At 40.6% G+C, this 23484-nt stretch carries 23 protein-coding genes; 12 read left to right on the plus strand and 11 right to left on the minus strand.

Annotated elements, in window-relative coordinates; genetic code table 11:
* Together mgtE and rsmA are read right to left on the minus strand one after the other, a co-directional pair.
* A complete protein-coding gene (mgtE, locus tag BFP97_RS09700; RefSeq protein WP_069842224.1) occupies positions 1–1365 on the minus strand; it encodes a magnesium transporter in 1365 nt (454 codons plus the stop codon).
* Positions 1347–2132 (minus strand): 16S rRNA (adenine(1518)-N(6)/adenine(1519)-N(6))-dimethyltransferase RsmA, encoded by a 786-nt coding sequence (gene rsmA, locus BFP97_RS09705; protein WP_069842225.1) that lies wholly within the window; start codon positions 2130–2132, stop codon positions 1347–1349. The genes mgtE and rsmA overlap by 19 nt, the downstream gene beginning before the upstream one ends.
* An 89-nt stretch (positions 2133–2221) precedes the next feature.
* Between rsmA and pdxA the strand changes: the two genes are divergently transcribed.
* The 9 genes from pdxA (at position 2222) to accC (ending at position 9871) form a co-directional block, all read left to right on the plus strand.
* The gene (gene pdxA, locus BFP97_RS09710) at positions 2222–3244 is read left to right on the plus strand and encodes a 4-hydroxythreonine-4-phosphate dehydrogenase PdxA (RefSeq protein WP_069842226.1); all 1023 of its coding nucleotides are present in this window, start codon (positions 2222–2224) and stop codon (positions 3242–3244) included.
* Between the two features lie 98 nt (positions 3245–3342).
* Positions 3343–3630 (plus strand): hypothetical protein, encoded by a 288-nt coding sequence (locus BFP97_RS20730; RefSeq protein WP_170827445.1) that lies wholly within the window; start codon positions 3343–3345, stop codon positions 3628–3630.
* Between the two features lie 79 nt (positions 3631–3709).
* Positions 3710–5341 carry a SulP family inorganic anion transporter gene (locus tag BFP97_RS09720; RefSeq protein ID WP_083262500.1) on the plus strand — a complete coding sequence of 544 codons (1632 nt, stop codon included), beginning with the start codon at positions 3710–3712 and terminating at the stop codon, positions 5339–5341.
* A 122-nt stretch (positions 5342–5463) separates the two neighbouring features.
* Positions 5464–6003, plus strand: coding sequence for a YceD family protein (locus tag BFP97_RS09725; RefSeq protein WP_069842229.1), 540 nt, complete (start codon positions 5464–5466; stop codon positions 6001–6003).
* A 25-nt stretch (positions 6004–6028) separates the two neighbouring features.
* Positions 6029–6220 carry a 50S ribosomal protein L32 gene (gene rpmF / locus BFP97_RS09730; protein WP_069842230.1) on the plus strand — a complete coding sequence of 64 codons (192 nt, stop codon included), beginning with the start codon at positions 6029–6031 and terminating at the stop codon, positions 6218–6220.
* 172 nt (positions 6221–6392) lie between these two features.
* Positions 6393–7391 carry a beta-ketoacyl-ACP synthase III gene (locus BFP97_RS09735; protein ID WP_069842231.1) on the plus strand — a complete coding sequence of 333 codons (999 nt, stop codon included), beginning with the start codon at positions 6393–6395 and terminating at the stop codon, positions 7389–7391.
* A 29-nt stretch (positions 7392–7420) separates the two neighbouring features.
* Complete coding sequence (gene efp, locus BFP97_RS09740) at positions 7421–7987, plus strand: elongation factor P (RefSeq protein WP_069842232.1); 567 nt, start codon at positions 7421–7423, stop codon at positions 7985–7987.
* Between the two features lie 15 nt (positions 7988–8002).
* Positions 8003–8482 (plus strand): acetyl-CoA carboxylase biotin carboxyl carrier protein, encoded by a 480-nt coding sequence (gene accB / locus BFP97_RS09745; RefSeq protein WP_069842233.1) that lies wholly within the window; start codon positions 8003–8005, stop codon positions 8480–8482.
* A 45-nt stretch (positions 8483–8527) separates the two neighbouring features.
* Positions 8528–9871 (plus strand): acetyl-CoA carboxylase biotin carboxylase subunit, encoded by a 1344-nt coding sequence (gene accC, locus BFP97_RS09750; protein WP_069842234.1) that lies wholly within the window; start codon positions 8528–8530, stop codon positions 9869–9871.
* A gap of 44 nt (positions 9872–9915) precedes the next feature.
* On the opposite strand, the gene BFP97_RS09755 is transcribed toward accC, so the two are convergent.
* The 7 genes from BFP97_RS09755 to BFP97_RS09785 all read right to left on the minus strand — a co-directional run bounded on the left by BFP97_RS09755 (position 9916) and on the right by BFP97_RS09785 (position 16959).
* On the minus strand, positions 9916–10575 hold the full coding sequence (locus BFP97_RS09755) for a hypothetical protein (protein ID WP_139135254.1): 660 nt from the start codon (positions 10573–10575) through the stop codon (positions 9916–9918).
* Positions 10576–10601: 26 nt separating this feature from the next.
* The gene (locus BFP97_RS09760; protein WP_139135255.1) at positions 10602–11165 is read right to left on the minus strand and encodes a hypothetical protein; all 564 of its coding nucleotides are present in this window, start codon (positions 11163–11165) and stop codon (positions 10602–10604) included.
* Between the two features lie 201 nt (positions 11166–11366).
* The gene (locus tag BFP97_RS09765; protein WP_069842237.1) at positions 11367–12071 is read right to left on the minus strand and encodes a LytR/AlgR family response regulator transcription factor; all 705 of its coding nucleotides are present in this window, start codon (positions 12069–12071) and stop codon (positions 11367–11369) included.
* The gene (locus tag BFP97_RS09770; RefSeq protein WP_083262501.1) at positions 12061–13086 is read right to left on the minus strand and encodes a sensor histidine kinase; all 1026 of its coding nucleotides are present in this window, start codon (positions 13084–13086) and stop codon (positions 12061–12063) included. The genes BFP97_RS09765 and BFP97_RS09770 overlap by 11 nt, the downstream gene beginning before the upstream one ends.
* Positions 13083–15506: an ABC transporter permease gene (locus BFP97_RS09775; RefSeq protein WP_069842239.1), complete on the minus strand. Its 2424-nt coding sequence runs from the start codon at positions 15504–15506 to the stop codon at positions 13083–13085. The genes BFP97_RS09770 and BFP97_RS09775 overlap by 4 nt, the downstream gene beginning before the upstream one ends.
* Before the next feature lie 113 nt (positions 15507–15619).
* Positions 15620–16183: a DUF3109 family protein gene (locus BFP97_RS09780; protein WP_069842240.1), complete on the minus strand. Its 564-nt coding sequence runs from the start codon at positions 16181–16183 to the stop codon at positions 15620–15622.
* A gap of 5 nt (positions 16184–16188) precedes the next feature.
* Positions 16189–16959, minus strand: a complete 771-nt coding sequence (locus tag BFP97_RS09785; protein WP_069842241.1) for a glycosyltransferase family 2 protein — start codon at positions 16957–16959, stop codon at positions 16189–16191.
* A gap of 91 nt (positions 16960–17050) precedes the next feature.
* Between BFP97_RS09785 and BFP97_RS09790 the strand changes: the two genes are divergently transcribed.
* Positions 17051–18700: an ArnT family glycosyltransferase gene (locus BFP97_RS09790; protein ID WP_069842242.1), complete on the plus strand. Its 1650-nt coding sequence runs from the start codon at positions 17051–17053 to the stop codon at positions 18698–18700.
* On the opposite strand, the gene BFP97_RS09795 is transcribed toward BFP97_RS09790, so the two are convergent.
* Positions 18697–19410 (minus strand): class I SAM-dependent methyltransferase, encoded by a 714-nt coding sequence (locus BFP97_RS09795; protein WP_069842243.1) that lies wholly within the window; start codon positions 19408–19410, stop codon positions 18697–18699. The two genes, BFP97_RS09790 and BFP97_RS09795, sit on opposite strands and share 4 nt — an antisense overlap.
* A gap of 232 nt (positions 19411–19642) precedes the next feature.
* On the opposite strand from BFP97_RS09795, the gene BFP97_RS09805 reads away from it, so the two are divergent.
* Both BFP97_RS09805 and BFP97_RS09810 read left to right on the plus strand, forming a co-directional pair.
* Positions 19643–20731 (plus strand): hypothetical protein, encoded by a 1089-nt coding sequence (locus BFP97_RS09805; RefSeq protein ID WP_069842245.1) that lies wholly within the window; start codon positions 19643–19645, stop codon positions 20729–20731.
* 222 nt (positions 20732–20953) lie between these two features.
* Positions 20954–22072: a glycoside hydrolase gene (locus BFP97_RS09810; RefSeq protein WP_069842246.1), complete on the plus strand. Its 1119-nt coding sequence runs from the start codon at positions 20954–20956 to the stop codon at positions 22070–22072.
* Positions 22073–22117: 45 nt separating this feature from the next.
* Here BFP97_RS09810 and ahcY read toward each other — a convergent pair whose 3' ends face one another.
* A complete protein-coding gene (ahcY, locus tag BFP97_RS09815; protein WP_069842247.1) occupies positions 22118–23422 on the minus strand; it encodes an adenosylhomocysteinase in 1305 nt (434 codons plus the stop codon).
* Between the last annotated feature and the right edge of the window lie 62 nt (positions 23423–23484).

Here is a 23484-nt window from a genome sequence, read left to right on the forward strand (position 1 = left end):
TTATGTAAGTAAAAGGTTAGCGATGGCCAGATAAACGATAATTCCTAAAATATCGTTCGTGGTGGTGATAAATGGACCTGAGGCAAGGGCAGGATTGATCCCGAATTTATCAAGAATCAAAGGAGTTGAAGTGCCCGTGAAGGAAGCCAGCATGATCACGCAGATCAATGAAATGGCCACCACTTTGCCTAGATCAGCATCACCCTTCCAGATATATACGATCCCAAAACTGATGGCTGCTAAGACTATCCCTGTGAAAATGGCCACCAAAAACATTTTGGCTATTCTTTTACCGAACGATTCAGTAAAAGCAGATCTGTTAGCCAGACTTTGCACAACCAAAGTAGAAGACTGAATGCCTACATTACCTCCTGTTGCCATTACTAGTGGGATAAAGAAGGCAAGGGCTGCATTGCTCTCCAAATCGCCCTCAAAAAAGCCGATCGCCCATGCACCTAAAGTTCCACCCACTAAACCGATCATTAGCCAAGGAAGACGAGCCTTGGAGATGGCCCAGATGCTATCGTCCTCTTCAACATCAGCAGAAATACCTGACATTAACTGCATGTCTTCTTCAGCCTGTTCAGTGATAACATCTACAATGTCATCAATGGTAATTCTACCTACCAGCTTCCCTTGAAGGTTGACCACAGGAACAGCGTCTAAATCATACTTCTGCATGATATCAGCCACTTCCTCTTCGTCCATATAGGTTTCTACTGCCTTGATATCTTCATCGTAGATATCCTTGATAGAGATATTGTCGTTGGAGAGAATGATCCTTTTCACAGAAACTTTTCCTAACAATTTCTGGCGATCGTCAACAACATAGATGGAGTAAATCTTTTCTACGTTTTCGGCCTGCCTACGAATCTCATCAATGGTCTGAAGGATTGTCCAATTCACATTGGCGACAATCATCTCCTTCGCCATCAGTCCGCCAGCACAGTCCTCATCGTAACGCATCAACTCTTGAATGTGCGCTGCGTTTTCGGGGTCCTTAATCGCGGCAATTACTTCTTCCCTTACCCTGACAGGTAAGTCATTAATGACATCTACCGCGTCATCGGACTCCATCTCTTCAATGTATTCAGCGATCTCCTCTGAGCTCAACTCTTTCAGAAAGTCCTGACGCGTATCTTCTTCAAGTTCTTCGATTACCTCGGCACCCACTTCGTTCTGAAGCAAATCCAGAACATACTTAGTGTTGTCAGAAGTTGCCTCTTCTAATAGGAGGGAAATATCAGCAGGGTCTACCCCTTCCATCGTCTCAAGGATAAAGGCATTGTCTTGTTGTTCGACTGCCTGAACAACAAGATCAAGGTACTCCTTGGAAAGCTCAAATTTTACGCTCGCTTCTGACACGATGAAATTAGATTTGTAAGGGTGACAAAATCTTCAACCGAGAGGGTCTCTGCCCGCAAATTCAGCATCGGGTGATCCACCAACTCGGATGGCAAATTTATAGGTTTTAATGCATTGCGCAATGTTTTCCGCCTCATTTGAAAACCTGCCTTTACTACAGATTTAAAAAGACTTTCGTCACAACCTAACTGACTGACATTGTTACGCTTAAGTCTGATAACACCTGAATTAACTTTTGGTGGTGGGTTAAATACACCGGGTTTTACAGTAAACAAATATTCAATGTCATAATAGGCTTGTAATAAAACACTGAGTATCCCATAAGTCTTGTTACCCGGAGGCGATGCCAAACGTTCAGCTACCTCCTTCTGAATCATACAAACTACCTCAGGAATGTCATTGCGAAAGTCTAGAACGCGAAAGAAAATTTGAGATGAAATGTTGTAGGGAAAGTTGCCCACGATTGCCAGAGGTGAACCAATCGATTCATTGAAATTCATCTTGAGGAAATCTCCCGAAATGATTCGGTCCTTTAGTTGAGAAAAATGCGTTTCGAGATAACTAACTGACTCTCTATCGACCTCAATCACCCAAGTCTCTACAGGCTGTTCTAAGAGAAATTGAGTAAGTACCCCTGTGCCAGGACCTATCTCCAAAACTCGTTGATAATCACCATGACCACTTAGTGCTTTGGCAATATTCTCAGCAATACTTAAATCGGTAAGAAAGTGCTGGCCAAGATGTTTTTTAGGGCGTACTCCAGACATCGCGACAACTTAGGCAAAAAACATTAATTTGCGCAAAAATCTGGATTTAAGGCACAGTTGTAAAGGACAATTATTGATTTTGAAGAGATATGAAGGAGGAAGCAAACGACAATCAAATCAAGCCAACGATCGGCATAACCATTGGAGACATCAATGGCATTGGACCTGAGGTGGTCATGAAGGCAGTCGAGAATAACAAAATGCTCTCATTTGCCAACATAGTAATATACGGGCATGGAAAAGTGTTTTCGTTTTACAAGAACCACTTACAGATCGATCGCTTCTCTTTTCACCAAGCACAATCCATCAAAGACATTAGACATAACAAACTCAATGTTATCAATTGCTGGGATGAGGATTATGAAATTAAAGCAGGCCAGGAAACTTCTGAGGCGGGTAGGTTTGCTCTAGCTTCTTTGACCCATGCAAGCGAGGACTTAAAGAATGGAGATATTCAAGGAGTTGTCACGGCACCTATTAGTAAGAATAATATTCAAGCCGATGACTTTAAGTTTCCCGGACACACCGAATACTTTACAGAAACTTTCGGAGCAGAGGACAGTCTCATGTTTCTTTGTAACGAAAGCCTGAAAATTGGAGTAGCAACAGGGCACATCCCTTTGGCAAAGGTTAAAGAAAAACTGACCGCAGAAGTACTGACTCGAAAGATTAGTCTTATGATAAAGTCACTCAAGAAAGACTTTGGCATTGGGAAACCGAGAGTGGCCATCTTAGGGCTCAATCCGCATGCAGGGGAAGAAGGCCTTTTGGGTAGCGAAGAAAATGAAGTTATCACTCCGGTCATCTCCCAATTCAAGGAAAAGGGTGATTTGGTCTTCGGACCTTATCCGGCAGATGGCTTTTTCGGCAATGCAAGTTATTCCAAGTTTGATGGCGTTTTGGCCATGTATCACGATCAAGGTCTGATCCCTTTCAAAACCATAGCCTTTGAAGATGGGGTTAACTTTACAGCAGGGCTGCCAATTGTGCGCACCTCACCTGACCATGGTACGGCATTTGGAATTGCAGGCAAGAACATAGCCAACGAACAAAGTATGCGAAGTGCTCTTTATATGGCCATTGACATTGTCAGAAACAGAACATCTTCCTAATTCAGAAATGAATGTCGTTTGTCATCCCAAGGCCTAATTTGATCGATTTCTAACAACGTATTATCTATCTAACCGTATTCTTTCGTACCTTGACCAAAGTGAAAAAAGTCATTGCCTTAATATTATTATGCGGTTTCTCGGCCATGTTTACGGTTGATTGCTTTGCCTATGCATTAGATAATATTGACGGTTTAGAGCTATTTGAAACAGATTCTGAAGAGTCGGAAAAGGAATTAGAAGACTCAAAGACGGTTTATTTTCGAACTTCTGGTCATGGTAATTTGTCCGGGACTTACTTGAAAATTCAAAGTTGTCAGGCTGACCTTTTTCGAACCAAAAAATTGAACCACGGGGAAATAAATACCCCTCCCCCAGAATTTCACTGATATTTAATCAGTTAATCCTTTACCATTTTTTAAAATCACACTGCTAGGTGCGTGTTGCATCTAGTCTAAGACACTACTAATGAAGAACAGTTTTTTTTCTAATCTAAAACATGACGCCCCATCGGGTCTGGTCGTATTTCTGGTAGCTGTACCCCTATGTTTGGGTATTGCACTTGCATCTGGTGCACCACTTTTCTCTGGCATTATTGCCGGTATGGTTGGTGGTATAGTTGTAACCGCATTCAGTGGTTCGCAACTCGGTGTTAGTGGTCCTGCGGCTGGGCTTGCAGCCATAGTATTGGCAGGGATCCAAGATCTGGGATCTTTTGAAATCTTCTTGGTTGCCGTTGTTATTGCTGGGGTCATCCAGTTCGTCCTGGGTGTCGCTAGAGCAGGAATTATTGGTTACTACTTTCCAAGTGCCGTAATCAAAGGAATGCTGGCGGGAATTGGGGTTATCATTTTCCTAAAGCAGATTCCTCATGCTTTTGGCTATGACGCAGATCCTGAAGGGGATTTAGGTTTTATTCAAGCCGATGGAGAAAATACGTTCTCTGAATTGGTCAATATGATCAACTTTATTTCACCTGGTGCCATCACCATTGCGCTTATCTCTCTGGCCATCCTTATTCTATGGGAGCAGCAGTTTGTCAAAAGAATCAAAATCACCCAGGTCATTCAAGGGCCTTTGGTTGTGGTAATTGTTGGAATTGTATTGGCCATCGCGTTTTCTGGGTCTTCAATGTCAATTAGCCAGGATCATATGGTTAGTATTCCTGTAGCAAGTGATTTTAATGGTTTTATTGATCAATTTACACTGCCAGATTTCAGCGCCTTCGGAATGATTGAAGTATGGGTTTTGGGTATCACCATTGCCATAGTTGCGAGTTTAGAAACACTCTTATGTGTAGAAGCTACTGATAAATTAGATCCGCAGAAACGTGTTACCCCTACCAGTAGAGAGCTTAGAGCACAGGGTATTGGCAATTTTGTTTCTGGCCTTATCGGGGGGTTACCTGTTACTCAAGTTATTGTCCGTAGCTCAGCCAATATTCAGTCTGGAGGTAAAACAAGGGCATCAGCATTGATTCATGGATTTCTCATTCTCATCTCTGCAATGATTATTCCCAATGTGCTCAATATGATTCCGCTGTCCAGTTTAGCGGCTATTCTGCTAGTTGTGGGGTACAAATTAGCAAAGCCTTCTCTGTTCAAGCAGATGTTCAAGTCTGGTTACCAGCAGTTCATTCCCTTCGTGGTTACTGTACTGGCTATTGTACTCACCGATTTACTTAAGGGTATTGGAATAGGTATGGCGGTAGCGATTTTCTACATTCTTCTAAACAACCTCAAAAACCCTTATGTGCTCAAAGAGACCCATGACAAAGCGCATAAACATTATCGTATTGTTTTAGCAGAAATGGTGACTTTCCTAAATAAGGCACAGATATTAAAAGAGCTTAATAAGATACCCGATAATGCGGAACTATTGATTGATGCTTCAAGAACACGTCATATTCAACATGATGTATTAGAAATCATTCATGACTTTAAAGAGAGCGCCAAGTACAAAAACATTGATTTTAAGATGTCTTGCTCAGATGAACTAGACCTAAATGGTTATGATCAGTCTTTAGGACCTTTAATGATCAATGTAGAAACCGAAAGTAATGGCTCAAAAACAGAAGAATCCGTCAAATCGGAGGTTTGATGAATGCAGATAAAACTCACTTCATCATTGACATCAGATTCGGTGAGTTTTTTATCTAAAACATATTTCTTCATTAATCAATAATTACATACCTTTGCAGTCCTGAAATTTAAGCTAGGAAATTGAAAGCGAGAAGAGCATTTGATATTCATATTTTCAAGCTAGCAAATGGTAATCATGATTATCAGTTTGAAATTTCAGATTCGTTCTTTGAACTGTTTGAAAATGAAATGTTTAGCAAGGGAAAACTCAACGCTGACGTTTCACTTCAAAAGTCAGATAGTATGATTCAAATGGACTTCAAAGTTGAAGGAAGTATTGAATTGACTTGTGATAGAAGTCTTGACTTGTTCGATCAACCCATCTCTTTTGAGAGTAAAATGATCTTCAAGTATGGAGAAGAAGAGAAAGAGTTATCTGAAGATGTCATGGTTATCCTCAAGGATACCCAGACCATCAACATAGCAGATTTACTTTTTGAATTTATTGGTTTACAAATTCCAATGAAAAAGCTTCATCCCAGATTTCAGGAAGATGATGATCAGAATGAAGAAGGTGCAATGGTGTATACTTCAGAGCAAGACGATACATCTGACGAGCAGCAAGAAGAAGATGTTGATCCTAGATGGGCAGCATTAAAAGGTTTAGAGAGTAAAAAATAGCGAAAGCGAATAAATAAGATTTAAAATGGCGCATCCTAAAAGAAAAATTTCAAGAACTCGTAGAGACAAGCGTAGAACGCATAAGAAATTGACTGCCAAAACATTGGTGGTTTGCCCTACAACAGGCGAGCTACACATGCCTCACAGAGCCTTCTGGCATGAAGGCAAACTTTACTATAAAGGTAAAGTTGTGATGGAAAAAGAAGTTTTAGTATAAGTACTAAGATCTTAAAAGCACTGCTCCTGGATATTTATTCAGGAGCAGTACTTATTTAAGGGCATTTGTCCCATCAACTCTTTCTAATTTCTGATTATGATTCTGAATGGTTTACGCTTATATTGGGCACCGAACTTAATTCAGGTCATCATATAGGCCTTAATACTACTTAATGACGAACATTCGAGCTCAAATCACGGGTGTCCATGGTTATGTTCCAGATTACGTTTTAACAAACAAGGAACTTGAAACTATTGTCGATACCACTGATGAATGGATCACTTCAAGAACTGGCATCAAGCAAAGGCACATTCTCAAAGGTGAAAATCAAGGAACTTCAGTTATTGGCATAGAAGCCGTGAAAGGACTTCTTGAAAAGACCAATACCAATGCTGAGGACATTGATCTAATCATATGTGCCACTACTACTCCTGACATGACTTTTCCGGCAACGGCCAATCTCATTGGAGATGCGGTTGGTGCAAAAAATGCCTTTAACTATGACCTTCAGGCGGCTTGCTCCGGATTTATTTATGCATTGATCACAGGTTCTCAGTTTATAGAAACAGGAAAGTATAAGAAAGTAGTAGTTGTGGGTGCAGACAAGATGTCTTCCATTATAGACTACACGGACAGAACCACCTGCATCATCTTTGGCGATGGTGGTGGTGCAGTTATGCTTGAGCCCGGATCTCCTGACTTTGGAGTTATGGATTCCATGCTCAAATCTGATGGGTCAGGCGCACAACACTTGCATATGAAAGCAGGTGGCAGTAGAAAACCTGCTAGCCTCGAAACCATTCAAAACAGAGAACACTTTGTATATCAAGAAGGCTCCGCTGTATTCAAATTTGCTGTTACTAATATGGCAGATGCGGCAGCTGAAGTGATGGAAAGGAATAACCTCACTGGAGAAGATATCGCTTATCTGGTGCCTCATCAGGCCAACAAACGTATAATTGATGCGACAGCCAGGCGAATGGAGGTTGGTGAAGAGAAGGTCATGTTGAACATCCACAAATACGGTAATACAACCAGTGGAACAATTCCATTATGTTTATGGGACTATGAATCTCAACTTCGCAAAGGTGACAACCTGATTCTTGCTGCTTTTGGCGGAGGGTTCACCTGGGGATCGATTTGGCTAAAATGGGCTTACGATCCTAAGTAATTTTAGACTTAACTCAATAGATTTGTCATATGGCAACTACTGCAGATATTAAAAACGGACTTTGTATAGTCAAAGATCAAGACCTTTGGATGATCACAGAGTTTCAGCATGTAAAACCTGGAAAAGGCCCGGCCTTTGTCAGAACGAGGCTTAAGAATGTAAAGACGGGTAAAGTGGTGGACAACACTTTCACTGCGGGTCATAAGATCGAGACTGCAAGGGTCGAAAAAAGATCTCATCAGTTCTTATATAAAGATGACTTTGGTTTTCACTTTATGAACTCTGATACCTTCGAACAAGTAATGATCGAAGAACAAATGATCGGGAAAAGTGCTGGTCTTATTAAGGATGGACAAGAAGTTGACATTCTTTTTCATGCAGAAACTGAGCTTCCGCTTACCTGTGAACTTCCCGCTTATGTCGTGCTTGAAATCACATATACTGAGCCTGGCATTAAGGGAGATACCGCGACTAATGCAACCAAACCCGCAACCCTAGAAACTGGTGCTGAAATACAAGTGCCATTATTCATTAACTTAGGGGACAAAATTAAAGTAGACACAAGAACTCACTCATATGGTGAGCGCGTAAAATAATCAACTGACCTACGAATGAATCCGAAAGAAATAAAAAACATGATCGACTTCATCGCCAAATCTGGTTTGGCTGAAGTCAACATTGAAACTGAAGAGTTCAAAATAGAGGTGAGGCGCGATGCCGAAGCCACCGTAGTTGCAAGCGCACCTGCTTTACCAGCAGCTGCTCCAGCTCCGGTCCCTGCGGCTGCCCCTGCAGCACCAGCGGCTGAAGCACCAAAAGCTGCGGCCCCAAAGGCGGATGACACCAGCAACTATGTTGAGATCAAATCGCCAATGATTGGTACCTTCTACAGAGCTCCAAAACCTGAAGATCCACCTTTTATGAGTGTTGGTGACACAGTTTCTGTGGGCGACAAGGTCGGCATCATAGAGGCAATGAAACTATTCAATGAAATAGAGTCTGAAATCTCTGGTACTATCGTGAAGGTATTGGTAGAAAATGCTTCACCGATAGAGTATGATCAGCCGTTATTCTTGGTTGATCCATCATAAGGCAGGGGGTATAACCCATCATGTATCATCTTTAATTGAATCACTGTGTTCAAGAAAATATTAATTGCCAATAGAGGAGAAATTGCCCTTCGAGTTATCAGAACTTGTAAAGAAATGGGCATCAAAACTGTTGCTGTTTATTCTGCAGCAGACAAAGACAGTCTCCACGTTAGATTTGCAGATGAGGCCGTGAATATTGGACCTGCTCCCTCTAACGAGTCTTATTTAAAAATTCCTCATATCATTTCGGCAGCCGAAATTACCAATGCCGATGCTATTCATCCAGGTTATGGATTCCTTTCTGAAAATGCCGAGTTTTCTCGTGTATGCGAGGAGTATGGCATCAAATTTATTGGAGCCAGCCCTGATATGATTGACAAAATGGGTGATAAGGCTACTGCCAAAGCAACGATGAAGGCTGCTGGTGTACCTACCATCCCAGGTTCAGATGGCCTGCTTGATACCGTTGAGAACGGCATCAAAATCGCCAACAAAATGAAATATCCCGTGATCTTGAAAGCTACTGCCGGTGGTGGCGGTCGCGGAATGAGAATCGTCCATGATGACGATGGTTTCCAAAAGGCTTGGGATGATGCCAGAATGGAATCAGCTGCTGCTTTTGGTAACGATGGCCTCTATCTAGAGAAATTCATCGAAGAGCCGCGTCACGTAGAGATTCAAGTGGTAGGTGATAGCTTTGGAAAAGCATGTCATCTGTCCGAAAGAGATTGCTCTATTCAAAGAAGACATCAGAAGCTAGTTGAGGAGACACCTTCTCCTGCTGTTGATAAAAAGCTTAGGGATAAAATGGGAACTGCGGCCGTTAAAGCTGCCGAAGCCATTGGATATGAAGGCGCTGGTACTGTCGAGTTTTTATTAGACAAACATGGTGACTTCTATTTCATGGAAATGAACACCAGAATTCAAGTTGAGCACCCTATTACCGAAGAGGTGACAGACTTTGACTTGATCAAAGAACAGATCAAAGCAGCTGCAGGTGTACCCATTGTTGGAACAGCATATTATCCAAAATTATATGCAATGGAGTGTCGTATCAATGCCGAAGATCCTAGCCATGGATTTAGACCTTCTCCTGGGAAAATCACAAACCTTCACCTTCCAGGTGGACACGGTGTCAGAGTTGACAGCCATGTATATGCAGGTTATTCGATTCCCCCAAACTATGACTCTATGATTGCTAAACTTATTGTGAGTGCTCAATCAAGAGAAGAGGTTTTGGTGAGAATGAAGCGGGCATTGGAAGAATTTGTAATCGAAGGGATCAAAACCACGATACCATTCCATATAAAACTTATGGATGACGAAGGCTTTAAGTCAGGAGACTTTACTACAGCCTTCCTCGATGACTTTGATTTTTCAGATCTATAAAAAAAGCTCCGACTGGTCGGGGCTTTTTGTTTCTATTTACCTCATTAGGCGACAGGTGCTTTTAACCCTTTTGCCCATAGAATAATAAACCTTATAAGCCTATATAAGCCTACTCCCAAATAAATTACTGGACCAATTAGTGGAAATAATCCTGCAATAATCAGCTTTCTTAAGCTTCCATACTTTGTTTGAAATAACGTGACCAAAGCAGAAATTATCATGAGTAAAATATGCCAAACATAAATAGAGTAAAATACCCTAACCCCAATATTAAACTTTGGCTCTGCATTCATTATACTAATCACTTCCATTGAATCCGTATCTATTCCATTGACTTCCAAGGCTCCTTCAATTCTAAAGATCTGAGTATAAAGTGCCGACTCATATGACTTTCCCACGCCAGCAGTAAAAGTCTGTTCCCAAATCAGTTGGCCCGTATCTTCATTCCAATTCTGCACTATATGATTATCAACGGGTTCAAAATATAAATTGAAGACCCACCCAGTAAAACCACCATGAACCGAATCAATTATCACATAGCCATCTTGCTGAACTGTATATTCGACATATAGATTCAAAGTAGTGTAGTTCATGATTTCAAAGTTATGAACTTCAAACCCCTTATAATCTCGATCTTGTCCATATGACATATTTGAAGAACAGACAATCAGAGCAATGAGAAGACTTAGTTTTACATTTGACATAATTGATTTTTGAATTTCAATATGATTTAAGTTCTGTTGACATTTATTAATTCAGAATCTCCACCATCCCCATCAAAATCACCAAAATCGTCTAAATGAACTTCTCCACTAAAATATTCCGTTCTGCTCCAACCTACAGGGCCTCCCGAGAAGAATAAGCTAAAACCGAGAACACCTGATGAATTCCAAGTAAGCAGCTTACCATCATTGCCAATATTCCAAGCAAAATTACCGGCATTGAAGTAAATACCAAAACCACCACCACTCAGCAATGAGCTGTGAGCGACTACTCCGGTGAATCTCTTATTTTCAATTTGATAAGTAACCTCTATCGTTAAATGCATTAGCGCTAAGGTTCCACCACCTATTGGCCCCAGTCTATACCTCCACCTTTTTGTCTTTTGTTTAATACCGCTCTGACCAATCGTAACCGTCTCACTGGAAATACTCTCTAGTGTCATTGGCCTGTGCATGATTTGATCCAGTTCTTCTATGGAGATGTCTATTGTTTCATTTTGAGCAGTTAGTGAATGTGAGAAAACCATGGTTATCAGCACTGCCATGGAGATACGCAGACAAGTATAAATCATTGCATTAGAGTTTATTATTTAACATTAATTTTTAATAATAAAACTAATATATTCACATTTTTTAAATTATCAATAATTTAAATCACACATTAAGCCTAGTTTGTCAGAACTTTGATAATGACTAAAGTAAATTCAGTGTATGGTCTTCGGAAGGTAAGGAGTATACCGAACCCTGCCCGTTTTGCGTATAGTAATCTCAGCCTACCTTTTCAAATAGTTATCCCCGAGAACCTTTTGCATTACTTCTGCTCTAAGATTGGGTGCCATAGGTACTTCGGCAGCTCCGATTTTCAAGATATTCCCGGCTATCTCTCCCACTTTGTCAATGGATACGATAAATGATCGATGTACACGCATAAAGCCTTCGGGCAGGGCTAGCTCCATTTGTTTTAAAGAGAGCAAGGTAATGAGCATTGACCCGTCTTCTAAGTAGATCTTCACATAGTCCTTCATACCCTCTATATAGAGCACGTCTACATTCATCACGCGCTTGATCTTACCATCCACCTTTACAAAAAAATGATCCTCTGGATTTTTCAATGTCGCGGTTTGCAAAAGCTCAAAGACCTTGTTGACAGCCTTAAAGAATCGTTCGAAAGAGATAGGCTTAAGTAGATAATCGATTCCGTTCAGGTCATAGCTTTCAGTTGCAAACTCGCGATATGCAGTAGTAAAAATCACCTTTGGTCCTTCAGACAATGATTTAACGAAATCAAGACCGCTTAACTTCGGCATATTGATGTCCAAAAACATCAAATCTACCGGGTGTTCTTCTAAAAAGGTACGTGCCTCAATTGCACTCTTAAATTCACCCACCAACTCCAACAGACTAACCTTGTCGATGTAGTCTTTAAGTCCCCGTCTGGCAAGAGGTTCATCATCTATGATTATGCAACTAACTTTCACTTAAATCCAATTTAAGCAATACGATGTATTCATTCCCCTCCCTACCTGTAGACAACTCATACTTACTTGGGTAAATGATATCCAACCTTCTTCGCGCATTGGCGATTCCAAGACCAATCTTTTTGGATTCTTCCCCCTGCTCAACAAATGAATTGGTACATCTAAATACTAATTGATCCTGATTAAAAGAGAGCTTGATATCTACCTTGACCTTTCCATCATCTGACCCTGAACCATGCTTAAAAGCATTTTCAACAAAATTCAAAAACACCATCGGAGCGATCGCCTTCTCTCCAGAATCGATATCGAAAGAAGCATTTACTTCAACATGATCTTGATGACGCATTTTCTGAAGCTGAATGAAGTTATCCAGGTTTCTAACCTCCTGCTGAAGTGTTATTTTATCTTTATCTACATCATATAACTGATGGCTGAGCAGGTCCGAAAACTTCTCCAGTGTTTGGGTAGCCAAGTCAGGGTTGGTCCTAATCAATACATGGACACTATTCAGTGCGTTAAACAGGAAATGAGGATTAATCTGACCTTTCAATAGATCTAACTCCGCCTTCAAGTTTTGACTTTCAAGCTCGCGTAACTTACGCTCTTTGATGTACCACTCGTTGATGAAAAATAGACTTGTCGCCAGGGCATACACCACCAAAAACTCTACCGCGGTACTCGCAAGTCCACCAGCTGAGCCAAAAAACTCACTTGTACTAGGGCTGACATCTCTGTATATATACACAAAAATCTCAGCCGCAGCATAGGCCATTATCATTAGCCAAATGATCATGACTAAGCAGTAAATAAGCTGCTTTCCTTTTAAAAGGAGGTGAGGTACAAGTATGTAGAGATTCACGTATACACCCACTGAATAAATGAGTCCCCCGATTACGTTTGCATCAACCGTATCCCAGAAAGTAGGCGCATAAGCCATATCCCTGATACTCCATATGATTACATAAAGCAACCAAAAAAGAAGATGGGTGAATACAAGTCTCCAGTTAATTCTCATTCGTATCTCAATGCCTCTACCGGATTTCCATAGGCCGCTTTTACAGATTTAAAACTCATGGTTAGAAATGAAATAAGGCCTAGCACAACACCTGCCAACAAGAAGTACCATACTTGCATCTGGATGTGGTAAGCAAAGTTTTCGAGCCACTTTTCCATAACAAGATAGGTGATCACACACGCGATGACAAACGAGATGGCAATCAGTTGTAAGTATCCACGGGACATTAAAAGCACGATACTACCAACTGTTGCTCCAAGCACTTTTCTTATCCCAATTTCCTTCTTCAACTGAGCTGCCAGTAGGGTAGTCATGGCTAAAAGTCCTAAACATGCTAGCACTATACTAATGGAAGAGAAGGTCAAAAACACCTTGCCCAGTTGCTTCTCAGCATTGTACATACGATCCACCGAGTCATCTAAAAAGAAGTATTCGAATTGAGCTGCTGAGGTAAATTGACGCCACTCATCCTCAATAGCCTGCATAGACTCCATCAAATCTCCAGGAGCTATTCTTACCGACAATTTACTTTGCATATAAGGTTGAGAACTTTGTATGATGCTCATTACTACTGGATCGACTTCATTGTGTAATGAGACAAAGTTGAAATCTTTGACAATTCCAATAACCTTACCCGTATGCAAAACCCTGAAAGTACCATCCTGATTGAGACTTCCCATATTGAGCTTCTTATTCAAATCATCTTCATCCCAACCAAGTTGAGCTGCTGCAGTTTCATTGATCAGATAAGACAGCGAATCTGTATTCAGTCTACTGTCAAAACCTCGCCCCTTGATCACTTCGAACTCATACAAATCAGTGAAATCTAAGTCTGACTCTAGTCTCATAAAGAGCATATTATTCTCTACTGTCTCTCCTTCCGGTAGGACGTTATAATCATAAAAACCCTCGTGACCCGGTATTCTTGAAGATACAGCAGCCCCAGTCACCTGTGGCAACTGATTTAACCTGTCCTTGAGCGTTTTGATTCTGGTTTGGTCTCTTATCGATCTTACTTCCAACACTACGGTTTGCTCCTTATTAAAGCCTAAAGCCTTGTTGCGCATATACTGTAGTTGGAAGTAGATGATAAAGGTGGAGATAATCAGCGCGGCAGAAATTACAAATTGAAAGGTGATGAGGACCTTCTTAAAGAGACTGGCGAATGGACTCTGCTTTGCGACCTTCCCTTTTAAAATGGCCGCGGGTGAAAACCCCGATAAAAAAAGTGCAGGATAAATACCCGACAGAAAACCGACTATCAATGCGATGACAAGCAATCCTCCCAAAATGAGTGGTACATCGGCTACTCCAACCGTCAATGACTTTTCTGTCAGGTTGTTGAAGGCCGGCATCGCCAGCAAGAAAAACCCAAAGCCAATTACCCCTGAAATAGTGGTAACTAGAATTGATTCACTTAGGTATTGGACGATAATTTGTTCCCTAACGGCACCAAACACCTTTCTGACTCCCACCTCTCCTGATCTGCTGATCGATCTTGCCAAAGATAGGTTCATGAAATTGACACAAGCAATGGCCAAGATCAGAAATGCTGTGGTTGTGAGTATGTATAAATAAGTTTTATTAGTCGTCTTGCCTAATTCATTGGCATAGTCAGTAGTAGTATGCACATCGGCAAGTGATTGCATCTTATAGCCTCTTTGTTCAGCTGTGAGTTTCCCTAGGTACTTCTCTACCATACCCGGAAACTTTGCCTCCACATTTTTAACGTCTACTCCCGGTGGCACTTTTACATAAGTATACATTGGTGGCCAGTACCAGTTATTAAACATCCAGCCGCCCTGCACCTGCCTTAGGCTTATAAACGAAGCCAGAAAATCGAATTGTAAATGTGAGTTTTCGGGAATGTCTTGTAAGATGCCTGTCACCTGATAGTCATTTTGGCTATCAACTTTCAAAGTCTTCCCCATGGCATCTTCATCTCCGAAGTACTTTTTAGCCATAGATTCGGTGATCACTATTGAAAATGGATCTGCCAGCGCACTACTTTTATCTCCTTCCAGCAAAGTAAAATCAAGGACATCCCAAAGTGTAGAATCCGCAAAGGCAAAAAAGGGTTCTTGAAACTTTTTTTCGGGGCCATTCTCAACAGAGAATTCTTCGATATGGAACCTTACAAATGCCTCGAATTCCGGGAAGTCACTTTGCAGAGCCGGACCAATGGCACTATAGGCATTTGCCAAGTAGTTATCTCCCCCATCCGTATAGTTGACCTCAGTTATTCTGTAGATTCGCTCATGATCGGCATGAAACTTATCATAAGAAGATTCATCTTTAACATAAAAGAGAATCAAAAGGAAGCAGGCCATTCCGACTGCTAAACCGAATACATTGATTGCGGTGTGGCCCTTGTGCTTCAACAAGTTTCTCCACGCCATTTTCAGATAATTCTTAACCATGTTTTTGTTGTTTTGAGTTTACAAAACATGATTTAAGAAAATCATACTATGATATAAAAAGAAATAGAAGTACTAAGGCCTACTATAGATGAAGAAGGCCATTCTGTAGATGGCTAGTTACCCTCGATATCATCACGGAGCTCCTGATACCAAGCCTCTCCATACTTTCGAATCAGTGCATCTTTCAAAAACTTATAAATCGGAACTCCTAACTTTTCACCCAAGGCACAGGCCGCAGAACAGATAGACCATCTGTCGTAATTCAAAGCTTCGTAGTGATCATATTTAGTGATTCTAATTGGATATAGATGGCATGAAATAGGTTTTTTGAACTTGGTCTTACCATCGATGTAGGCCTGCTCAATACCACACTTCAATACTTTGTTCTCATCATAAATAGCAAAAGCACATTCCTTACCTCCAATGGTGGTTGTAGAGTAATCTCCTTCAAAGTCCTTGATATAAGGCCCTTCTTTTTCTATCGCTTCAACACCTTCTTTTGACAAGTAAGGTTTTACTACATCATAGCACTCTTCAAGCTCTTTTAATTCCGACTCTTCCAGAGGAGCACCCAGGTCGCCCTCCACACAGCAAGCACCTTTGCACTTATCGAGATCACAAACGAAAAACTGCTCTTTGATGTCATCACTGATGACGGCATTTTCAACAAGTATCATTGCTACTATTTTTGAATTTTCTCACCTTGTTTGATTCTCCATATTTTAACACCTCTCAACATTACATCGTAGGCATTCAATGCTGAAATCACAAAGCCCACTCTACCATCCAATATGCCCAACCTTAGGAAGTAGTGATATACAAATCTGTAAATGGGTTTTATAACGCTATTAAAAAAAAGACTGGTAGATGCTCCCTTACCTAGCTTGTCATAGGCCTTCCAGGTGGAGTAACGATCGATTTTGGCCAAATAATGAGAAAGCCCTTTGTAAGTGTTATGCTCAATGACGTTTTTCAGGTGGCCGACCGGCCCATCTGCCAGAATCTCGGCATGCACGTGTTTATCTTCATATTTACAGAAGTCTCTCTTGAAAAGCCTGATTACCTTATCGTTCTGCCAACCGCTATAGTTCACTCTTATGCCCATAAAGAAATTCTTACGGTTTATCCAGTAAGCCACTTCTTTAACCTGGGACTTTAACAGTGTCCGAACTTCTTCAATCAGACCATCGGTAGCATACTCATCAGCATCTAATAAAAATATCCATTCATTTTTAGCCTGAGGAATAATCCAGTTCTTTTGTGTAGCTGAATTCACATACTCATGTTGTACAAGCTGAACATTGTACTCACCAGCAATCTCAAGTGTCCTATCCGTACTAAAAGAGTCAATAACTATGATTTCATTAGCCCACAAAACAGATTCTATAGCCTTTGCTATATTCTGTTCCTCATTGAAAGTCGGTATTATGGCGGTTACATTGAGTCTCTCCAATTTTCGTTAAGTTATTTAGAAAACTTGTTGGGAATTAATTACTACTAAATTTGCAGTTCTTTATCTGGAGACAAATTTAACACTATTATTGATGCGAAGAGTTCTAGATTTTTTGACTATCAAACAGGCCAATAGGTCGCAGAGCCTAATGATCTTTGGTGTCATTTCAATTCTATACTTTATAAATTTTCAAGTCAATGACATTTTCACTCCAAATGAAAGCTTCTATGCAGAAGCGGTTAGAGAAATGTTCGAATCTGGAAATTTCTTGGACATCAATTATAACTATGAACCGAGATATAACAAGCCTCCTCTAACCTACTGGGCCATAGCCTTAAGCAGTTCAATATTTGGAATTAATGAGTTTGGTATAAGGTTACCCATTATACTTATGGCACTCGGCTCAGTCTGGCTGGTATATTTATTGGGGAAACAGCTCTATGGAGAAAGAGCTGGAATATACTCAATGATGATCATGGCTTCCAGTGCTCAGTTCATCTTCGTTAAGCAATATGCCAGTCCAGAAGTACCCTTAACCTTCCTTTTCACGCTGACTATGTACCTGTTTATTAAAGGTTATAAACAGCAAGAATTCAAATTTATCTTTTGGTCTTATGTGGCTTTAGGGCTCGCTGTTCTTACCAAAGGCTTCCCGTATATCATAGTTATTACTGGTATCATCGGTTTGTTCGTATTGATCGAGACAAACTTCAAAATATTCGAAATTTGGAAGAAAATCAGGTTCTTAAAATTGCATATAGGAGTACCTATTATTTTACTCATTGGGTTGAGTTGGGTTATTTATATGTATTTAAAGGAGGGGGATTCCTTTTGGTTAGTTTACAAAAGAGAGACTTTTGACAGAGCCTTGTCCAAGGCAAATCGGGGACCGCAACCGTTCTATTACCTCACTGTGATCGCATGGAGTATAGTACCCTACTCCCTTGCCTTCTATTATGCCTTTATAAGAAATCTAAAAGATTGGTCTCGTATAAGGGAAATGAGCTTTGCCTTTAGCTGGCTTCTGACAATGCTAATCATTTTCACAGTCTCTAAGGGGAAGCTTCCAACTTATATGATCCAAGCCCATCCAGCCCTAATACTCATTTTGGTTCCAATGCTTTTGAGGTTCAATCCCAAGAGTAGATTATTGAAAGGGCTTTGGAGTTTTTCCTTGTTTTTTCCAGCTGCCCTATTAATTGGCGTCACTAGTTATGCAGTATTCGAACTCAATTTAGCACTAGGCCTTTATACTGTCCCACTGGCATTATTAACACTTTTGGTTGCCGGTTTGAAGAATAAAACGCCTAATCTTAAAGTATACATTCCATTTTGGTCTATGATGGGTTTTCTAATAGTTTTCTCAGCCTTTCTGCCGAAAATGGAGGAATTCCGACCTTATGACACCATAGGTAACATCATTCAGCAAGACGAACGAATTATTAAGGAAACACCCATATTCCTAGATGGATGGCTAATTCACAATATCCCTTTTTATGCCAACCGCAAGGCGATAAGAGATGTAGAAATAAAAGCCATAAATGACACTAAAGAGCAGACGCTCGCCTTAGTAAGAGAAGAAAATCAGGCGATGTTGACAGGCTTCGAAACGTTATGGTCTGGATATATCTATGACTTTTCGAGTGAATCTCAGTTCTTTAAGTTTGCCCTTGCTCTTAACGATGCGACTAAGGGCGACTTATCTAAATTCCATAAATTCTATTTGGTCTTTCGTCCTTAGCTAGAGGATCTTTGAAAACGAAAGGGCTTAGCCTTCTTTCCAAGCAAGAATTTGAATTTGAAGAAGTTAGAAATTTTGGTATCTAACTTCCATAGGCCGATATGACTATCAAGGTCAAGTACATTTTCTAGATCCAATTTCTTACTAGCAAAACCTATTCCTCCCGCAGACTTCCTAAAATCCTCGATAATCATCCAATTTGGAAACTCTTTGATCAGTGAATGATACTGTTCTCTGTTGCTGTCATGCACGATCAACAAGCCATCATCGGTTAGTAAATCGTGGGCTTTTTGAATACAATGCTCCCGCCTTATACCATCCACCAAAATGAAATCAAACTTTCCAAATTGCTCAGGGTAATTCACATAATCATCATCTTCGAGGCTTGAAGGTTCATTATCACCAATAAGTACATGGATCAGCTCCAGATTATCTCTGTCATTAGATGCATGAATTTTTTTGAACCACTCTTCATGGTGTTCAATAGAGTACCACTTTGTTTCTTTTGGCAGAAAATCCAAATAGTATAAGGTACTTGTGCCACAGCCATACTCTAAACACTTCTTAGGTTTGAGACTTGTGAAAAGCTGTTGAAATATCGTGATCTCCTTATACTTCATATAAGGATCCTTCATTTGAACCCCAAAGAGCTTGAGCAATTTCCGCTTAGTCCCTTTAGCATAAATCGAAGTAATTTTGTCTGCTTTCATAGATTTGAAACGGCAAGATAGTCAGTTAATTCTCTCTCCCAAACAATCGGATAAAGTGCTTGACGTAAGCAAATCCCTCATGCTCTTTTAAGGCTGCGGGATGAGAGGCATGATATAAACACTTCAAATAATGTTGTATACATTCATAATTATTTAATAAAGAATTAATATTTTTCTTAGAAATTTTAATTATTTTTAATTCAATCATTTTGTAACTATAAACGATAAGCATATGAAAAAAATTAATCTATTTTTTCTAATACTCTTAAGCGTGTTCTTAGTCAATTGTGAGACAACCGAAATACAGGAGGACACGAGACCCTTAGATTCCCGAGGTTGCACTTTTGATGGTGATGATTGCGATGATGGACCAGGTGGTGGTTCTGGTGGACCAGGTGGTGGTTCTGGTGGTGGAACTAGTACAACCTACAAGCTCTATATGAAAGGAGAAAATTCCTTGACCGTAAATCAGGGTACTAGTACCAATGGAACAAGCTGGACCGCTCAAGGCTCGGTCGGATCAGTGCAAACAGATGTCAGCCCTGCTGCTGCCTATTTAAATGGTAGAATATTTACTTTTTCTGCTTACACTGTTGGAGGGGACATTGAATATTCCTGGTCTGATGACAATGGTTCAAGCTGGAACACCAATAATACAGTCACATCTTCCATTGGGACAAGCATAGGCATGTCAGCGGTTACTTATGACAGTGCTGTATATGTGGCCGTCACACGTTTTACTCCAGGCACATTTGCAAGAGAAATCAGGGTATATAAATCACACACAAATACAAGTACTCCAAACTGGACTCATCATAGTACTCCCTTAACTGCAAGCGAGAATACAGCAGGAACAAGAGGTTACTTAGCAGTCCACAATAATGAATTATATATATTCTATGTCAAACATTCTACAAAGCGTGTTTTTTATAAAAAGTTTGATTCCACTATTCCTGGTAATATATCTTGGGAACCTCCAGTGGAGATTACAGGTAACATTAATGGTAGCACAATCCTTGGCAAAGACCATGTTGCAGCTTACAGTCATAATGGGAACCTTTATGCTGTATATAAAACATCTACAAATAACATGTTATCTGTTAACGCACTTGTTTCAAACCCCACGGGATATTATGTATCCACAGCAAAAACGAGCGCAGGACCCTCTCTCACCTCAGATGGTACACACCTAGTTTTGGCCTACAAAGGCGACTCTGATGCTCATGTCTTTTATGCGCGCAGTACAAATGGACAAACATGGACAGGTAATCTTTGGGCAGTGGGTGAGACGAAAAAATCTCCCTATATTATCTCTTACTAAAAACCGGATCATCCCTAAAAAATAAAGGCCTCTTTCGAGGCCTTTATTTTTGCTTTAGTTTTCTAAAGCCTATTGGACTTAGGAAGCAATTCTTTCAATTGTGATTTCACATACAAAATATTGCTTTATAAAATATTCATATAGCTTTCATGTTTCTTTCTCTATACTCTTTCATTATTGTAATAGCATAAATAATTCTTTTAACTATTAAAATAAACACAAATGAAAAAGAACATTCCCTATTACCTAATTGTTTTTGCCCTCATTCTTTGGGGATGCAGTGAAGAAGCACCAGAAGTTGAACCGCGAATCAGCGATCTACCCGAACTGATAGATGATGACTGTTTGTATTGTCCTGGCGGAGGAGGTGGTGGCTCCGGTGGTGGAAGCGGCAGTGGTGGAGGTGGCACAGGAGGTGGCAGCAATGTTGAGTTTAAACTTTATATGAGAGGAAAGAACTCTCTATCTATCAACCAAGGCAGGAGCTCAAATGGCACTACCTGGGTAGGACAAGGTGCAGTCAGTTCACCTTCAGAAACGGATATAGGACCGGCATCAGTCTACTTTAACAATAAAATCTATGTATTTCATGCCGATCCCGCTAGTGGCTACCAGATTAAATATTCATATTCATCAGATGGAGGAAATACATGGCAAGGAAACACAATTATGGTCTCTGGGGCTACCACGCTAAACCCTCTGACGGCAGCTGTCTGGAACAATCAAATCTATGTTGCCTTTGAGAGCCCAATTGGGGGCTTTGGAGGCGATGACCGAATTCTAATAATGAGATCCAGTGACGGTACAAATTGGAATAACCCCATTACGGTGGCGGTCACTTCAGCTGAGAATCAAGGTGCGTTTGAAGGAACCAACCCAGGATATTTAACAGTTCATAACAACGAGTTATACATTTTCTACAATAGAGGAAATGACGACAAGGTGTTTTATAAAAAGTTTAACGGAATAAGCAGTACATGGGGAAGCCCAGTCGAGATCACGGGATCTGTTGGCGGAGCTATTCAGGGCGGTAAATTCGGTGTGACGGCAGCAAGCCTTAACGGTAATCTATACGCTGTTTATCACGCTAACAATAATCGCATGGTAGCAAGGCAAGTTGTACCAGCAACGTCAGCAACAACTGCCGTTTATGTTACATCTTCGGCCAAAACTGCATTCAGACCATCCATGACGGCAGATGGCAACAAACTTGTTCTGGTCTATAGGGGTGAATCAAGTTCGCAAACCTTCTATGCCACGAGTACCAACGGAACGAACTGGTCAGGTAATCTGTGGGCAGTTGGTGAGACAAGTAGGCCTCCTTATATTATTTGTTATTAAAAAACAGTCGGTGGAATTGCCTCAACTCCACCGACTTTAGTATTTCTAGTACCTGTAGTGTTCTGGCTTATAAGGACCTTCAACCGTTACTCCAATATATTCTGCTTGCTCCTGAGTTAGTTCTTCAAGTTCAACACCAATATTAGCAAGGTGAAGTTTAGCAACCTTCTCATCTAAGTGCTTTGGCAAAGTATACACCGCATTTTCATAAGCATCCGTATTAGTCCAAAGCTCGATTTGTGCTAATGTCTGATTTGTAAATGAATTCGACATTACAAATGATGGATGACCAGTTGCACAGCCAAGATTCACCAGACGACCTTCAGCCAAAACAATGATATCGTTACCATTAACATTGTAAAGATCCACTTGAGGTTTGATCTCTACTTTGCTATCACCATGGTTACCATTCAACCAAGCCATATCAATTTCATTATCGAAGTGACCAATGTTACAAACGATGGTTTTATCCTTCATTGCTTCAAAGTGTCGCTGCTGGATAATATTATAATTACCCGTAGCAGTCACAATAATGTTAGCTCTAGGAATGGCATTGTCCATCTTCTGAACTTCGAAACCATCCATTGCGGCTTGAAGCGCACAGATTGGATCAATTTCAGTAACAATTACGCGAACACCGGCACCAGCCAAAGAAGCGGCAGACCCTTTTCCAACATCACCATATCCAGCTACTACAGCTACTTTACCAGCAAGCATTACGTCTGTTGCCCTTCTGATTGCATCTACTAGAGATTCCTTGCAACCATACTTGTTGTCAAATTTTGATTTTGTCACTGAATCATTCACATTGATTGCAGGCATTGGAAGCGTCCCATTTTTCATACGCTCATAAAGCCTGTGAACACCAGTAGTAGTTTCTTCAGAAAGACCTTTAATATTCGGTACTAACTCAGGGTATTTATCCAATACCATGTTAGTAAGGTCACCGCCATCATCAAGGATCATATTGAGAGGCTTTCCTCCTTCAAACGCGAATAGGGTTTGCTCAATACACCAATCGAACTCTTCATCATTCATACCTTTCCAAGCATAAACTGGAATTCCTGCCTTAGCAATTGCCGCAGCGGCATGATCCTGTGTGGAGAAAATATTGCATGAAGACCAAGAAACTTCTGCACCTAGATCTCTCAATGTTTCGATAAGAACAGCTGTCTGAATTGTCATATGAAGACAACCGGCTATCCTTGCTCCTTTAAGGATTTGTGATGGGCCAAACTCTTCTCTCAAAGACATCAAACCAGGCATTTCGGCCTCAGCTAATTCAATCTCTTTTCTACCCCAATCTGATAGATTAATATCTTTTACTTTGTACTCAAGTGTTTCTTGCATAATTCATGTATTAATTGCGCCACAAAGGTAACTTAAGCCATTAGCAAAATCAAAGATTGCTC

The organism is Roseivirga sp. 4D4, from assembly GCF_001747095.1.
Classification (GTDB): domain Bacteria; phylum Bacteroidota; class Bacteroidia; order Cytophagales; family Cyclobacteriaceae; genus Roseivirga.

Bases quoted from the DNA above. Each gene is read 5' to 3' on its own strand.
- rsmA (WP_069842225.1), bottom strand. From the start codon at position 2,132: ATGTCTGGAGTACGCCCTAAAAAACATCTTGGCCAGCACTTTCTTACC.
- pdxA (WP_069842226.1), top strand. From the start codon at position 2,222: ATGAAGGAGGAAGCAAACGACAATCAAATCAAGCCAACGATCGGCATA.
- BFP97_RS09720 (WP_083262500.1), top strand. From the start codon at position 3,710: ATGAAGAACAGTTTTTTTTCTAATCTAAAACATGACGCCCCATCGGGT.
- rpmF (WP_069842230.1), top strand. From the start codon at position 6,029: ATGGCGCATCCTAAAAGAAAAATTTCAAGAACTCGTAGAGACAAGCGT.
- BFP97_RS09735 (WP_069842231.1), top strand. From the start codon at position 6,393: ATGACGAACATTCGAGCTCAAATCACGGGTGTCCATGGTTATGTTCCA.
- efp (WP_069842232.1), top strand. From the start codon at position 7,421: ATGGCAACTACTGCAGATATTAAAAACGGACTTTGTATAGTCAAAGAT.
- accB (WP_069842233.1), top strand. From the start codon at position 8,003: ATGAATCCGAAAGAAATAAAAAACATGATCGACTTCATCGCCAAATCT.
- BFP97_RS09755 (WP_139135254.1), bottom strand. From the start codon at position 10,575: ATGTCAAATGTAAAACTAAGTCTTCTCATTGCTCTGATTGTCTGTTCT.
- BFP97_RS09760 (WP_139135255.1), bottom strand. From the start codon at position 11,165: ATGATTTATACTTGTCTGCGTATCTCCATGGCAGTGCTGATAACCATG.
- BFP97_RS09770 (WP_083262501.1), bottom strand. From the start codon at position 13,086: ATGAGAATTAACTGGAGACTTGTATTCACCCATCTTCTTTTTTGGTTG.
- BFP97_RS09775 (WP_069842239.1), bottom strand. From the start codon at position 15,506: ATGGTTAAGAATTATCTGAAAATGGCGTGGAGAAACTTGTTGAAGCAC.
- BFP97_RS09780 (WP_069842240.1), bottom strand. From the start codon at position 16,183: ATGATACTTGTTGAAAATGCCGTCATCAGTGATGACATCAAAGAGCAG.
- BFP97_RS09790 (WP_069842242.1), top strand. From the start codon at position 17,051: ATGCGAAGAGTTCTAGATTTTTTGACTATCAAACAGGCCAATAGGTCG.
- BFP97_RS09795 (WP_069842243.1), bottom strand. From the start codon at position 19,410: ATGAAAGCAGACAAAATTACTTCGATTTATGCTAAAGGGACTAAGCGG.
- BFP97_RS09805 (WP_069842245.1), top strand. From the start codon at position 19,643: ATGAAAAAAATTAATCTATTTTTTCTAATACTCTTAAGCGTGTTCTTA.
- BFP97_RS09810 (WP_069842246.1), top strand. From the start codon at position 20,954: ATGAAAAAGAACATTCCCTATTACCTAATTGTTTTTGCCCTCATTCTT.
- ahcY (WP_069842247.1), bottom strand. From the start codon at position 23,422: ATGCAAGAAACACTTGAGTACAAAGTAAAAGATATTAATCTATCAGAT.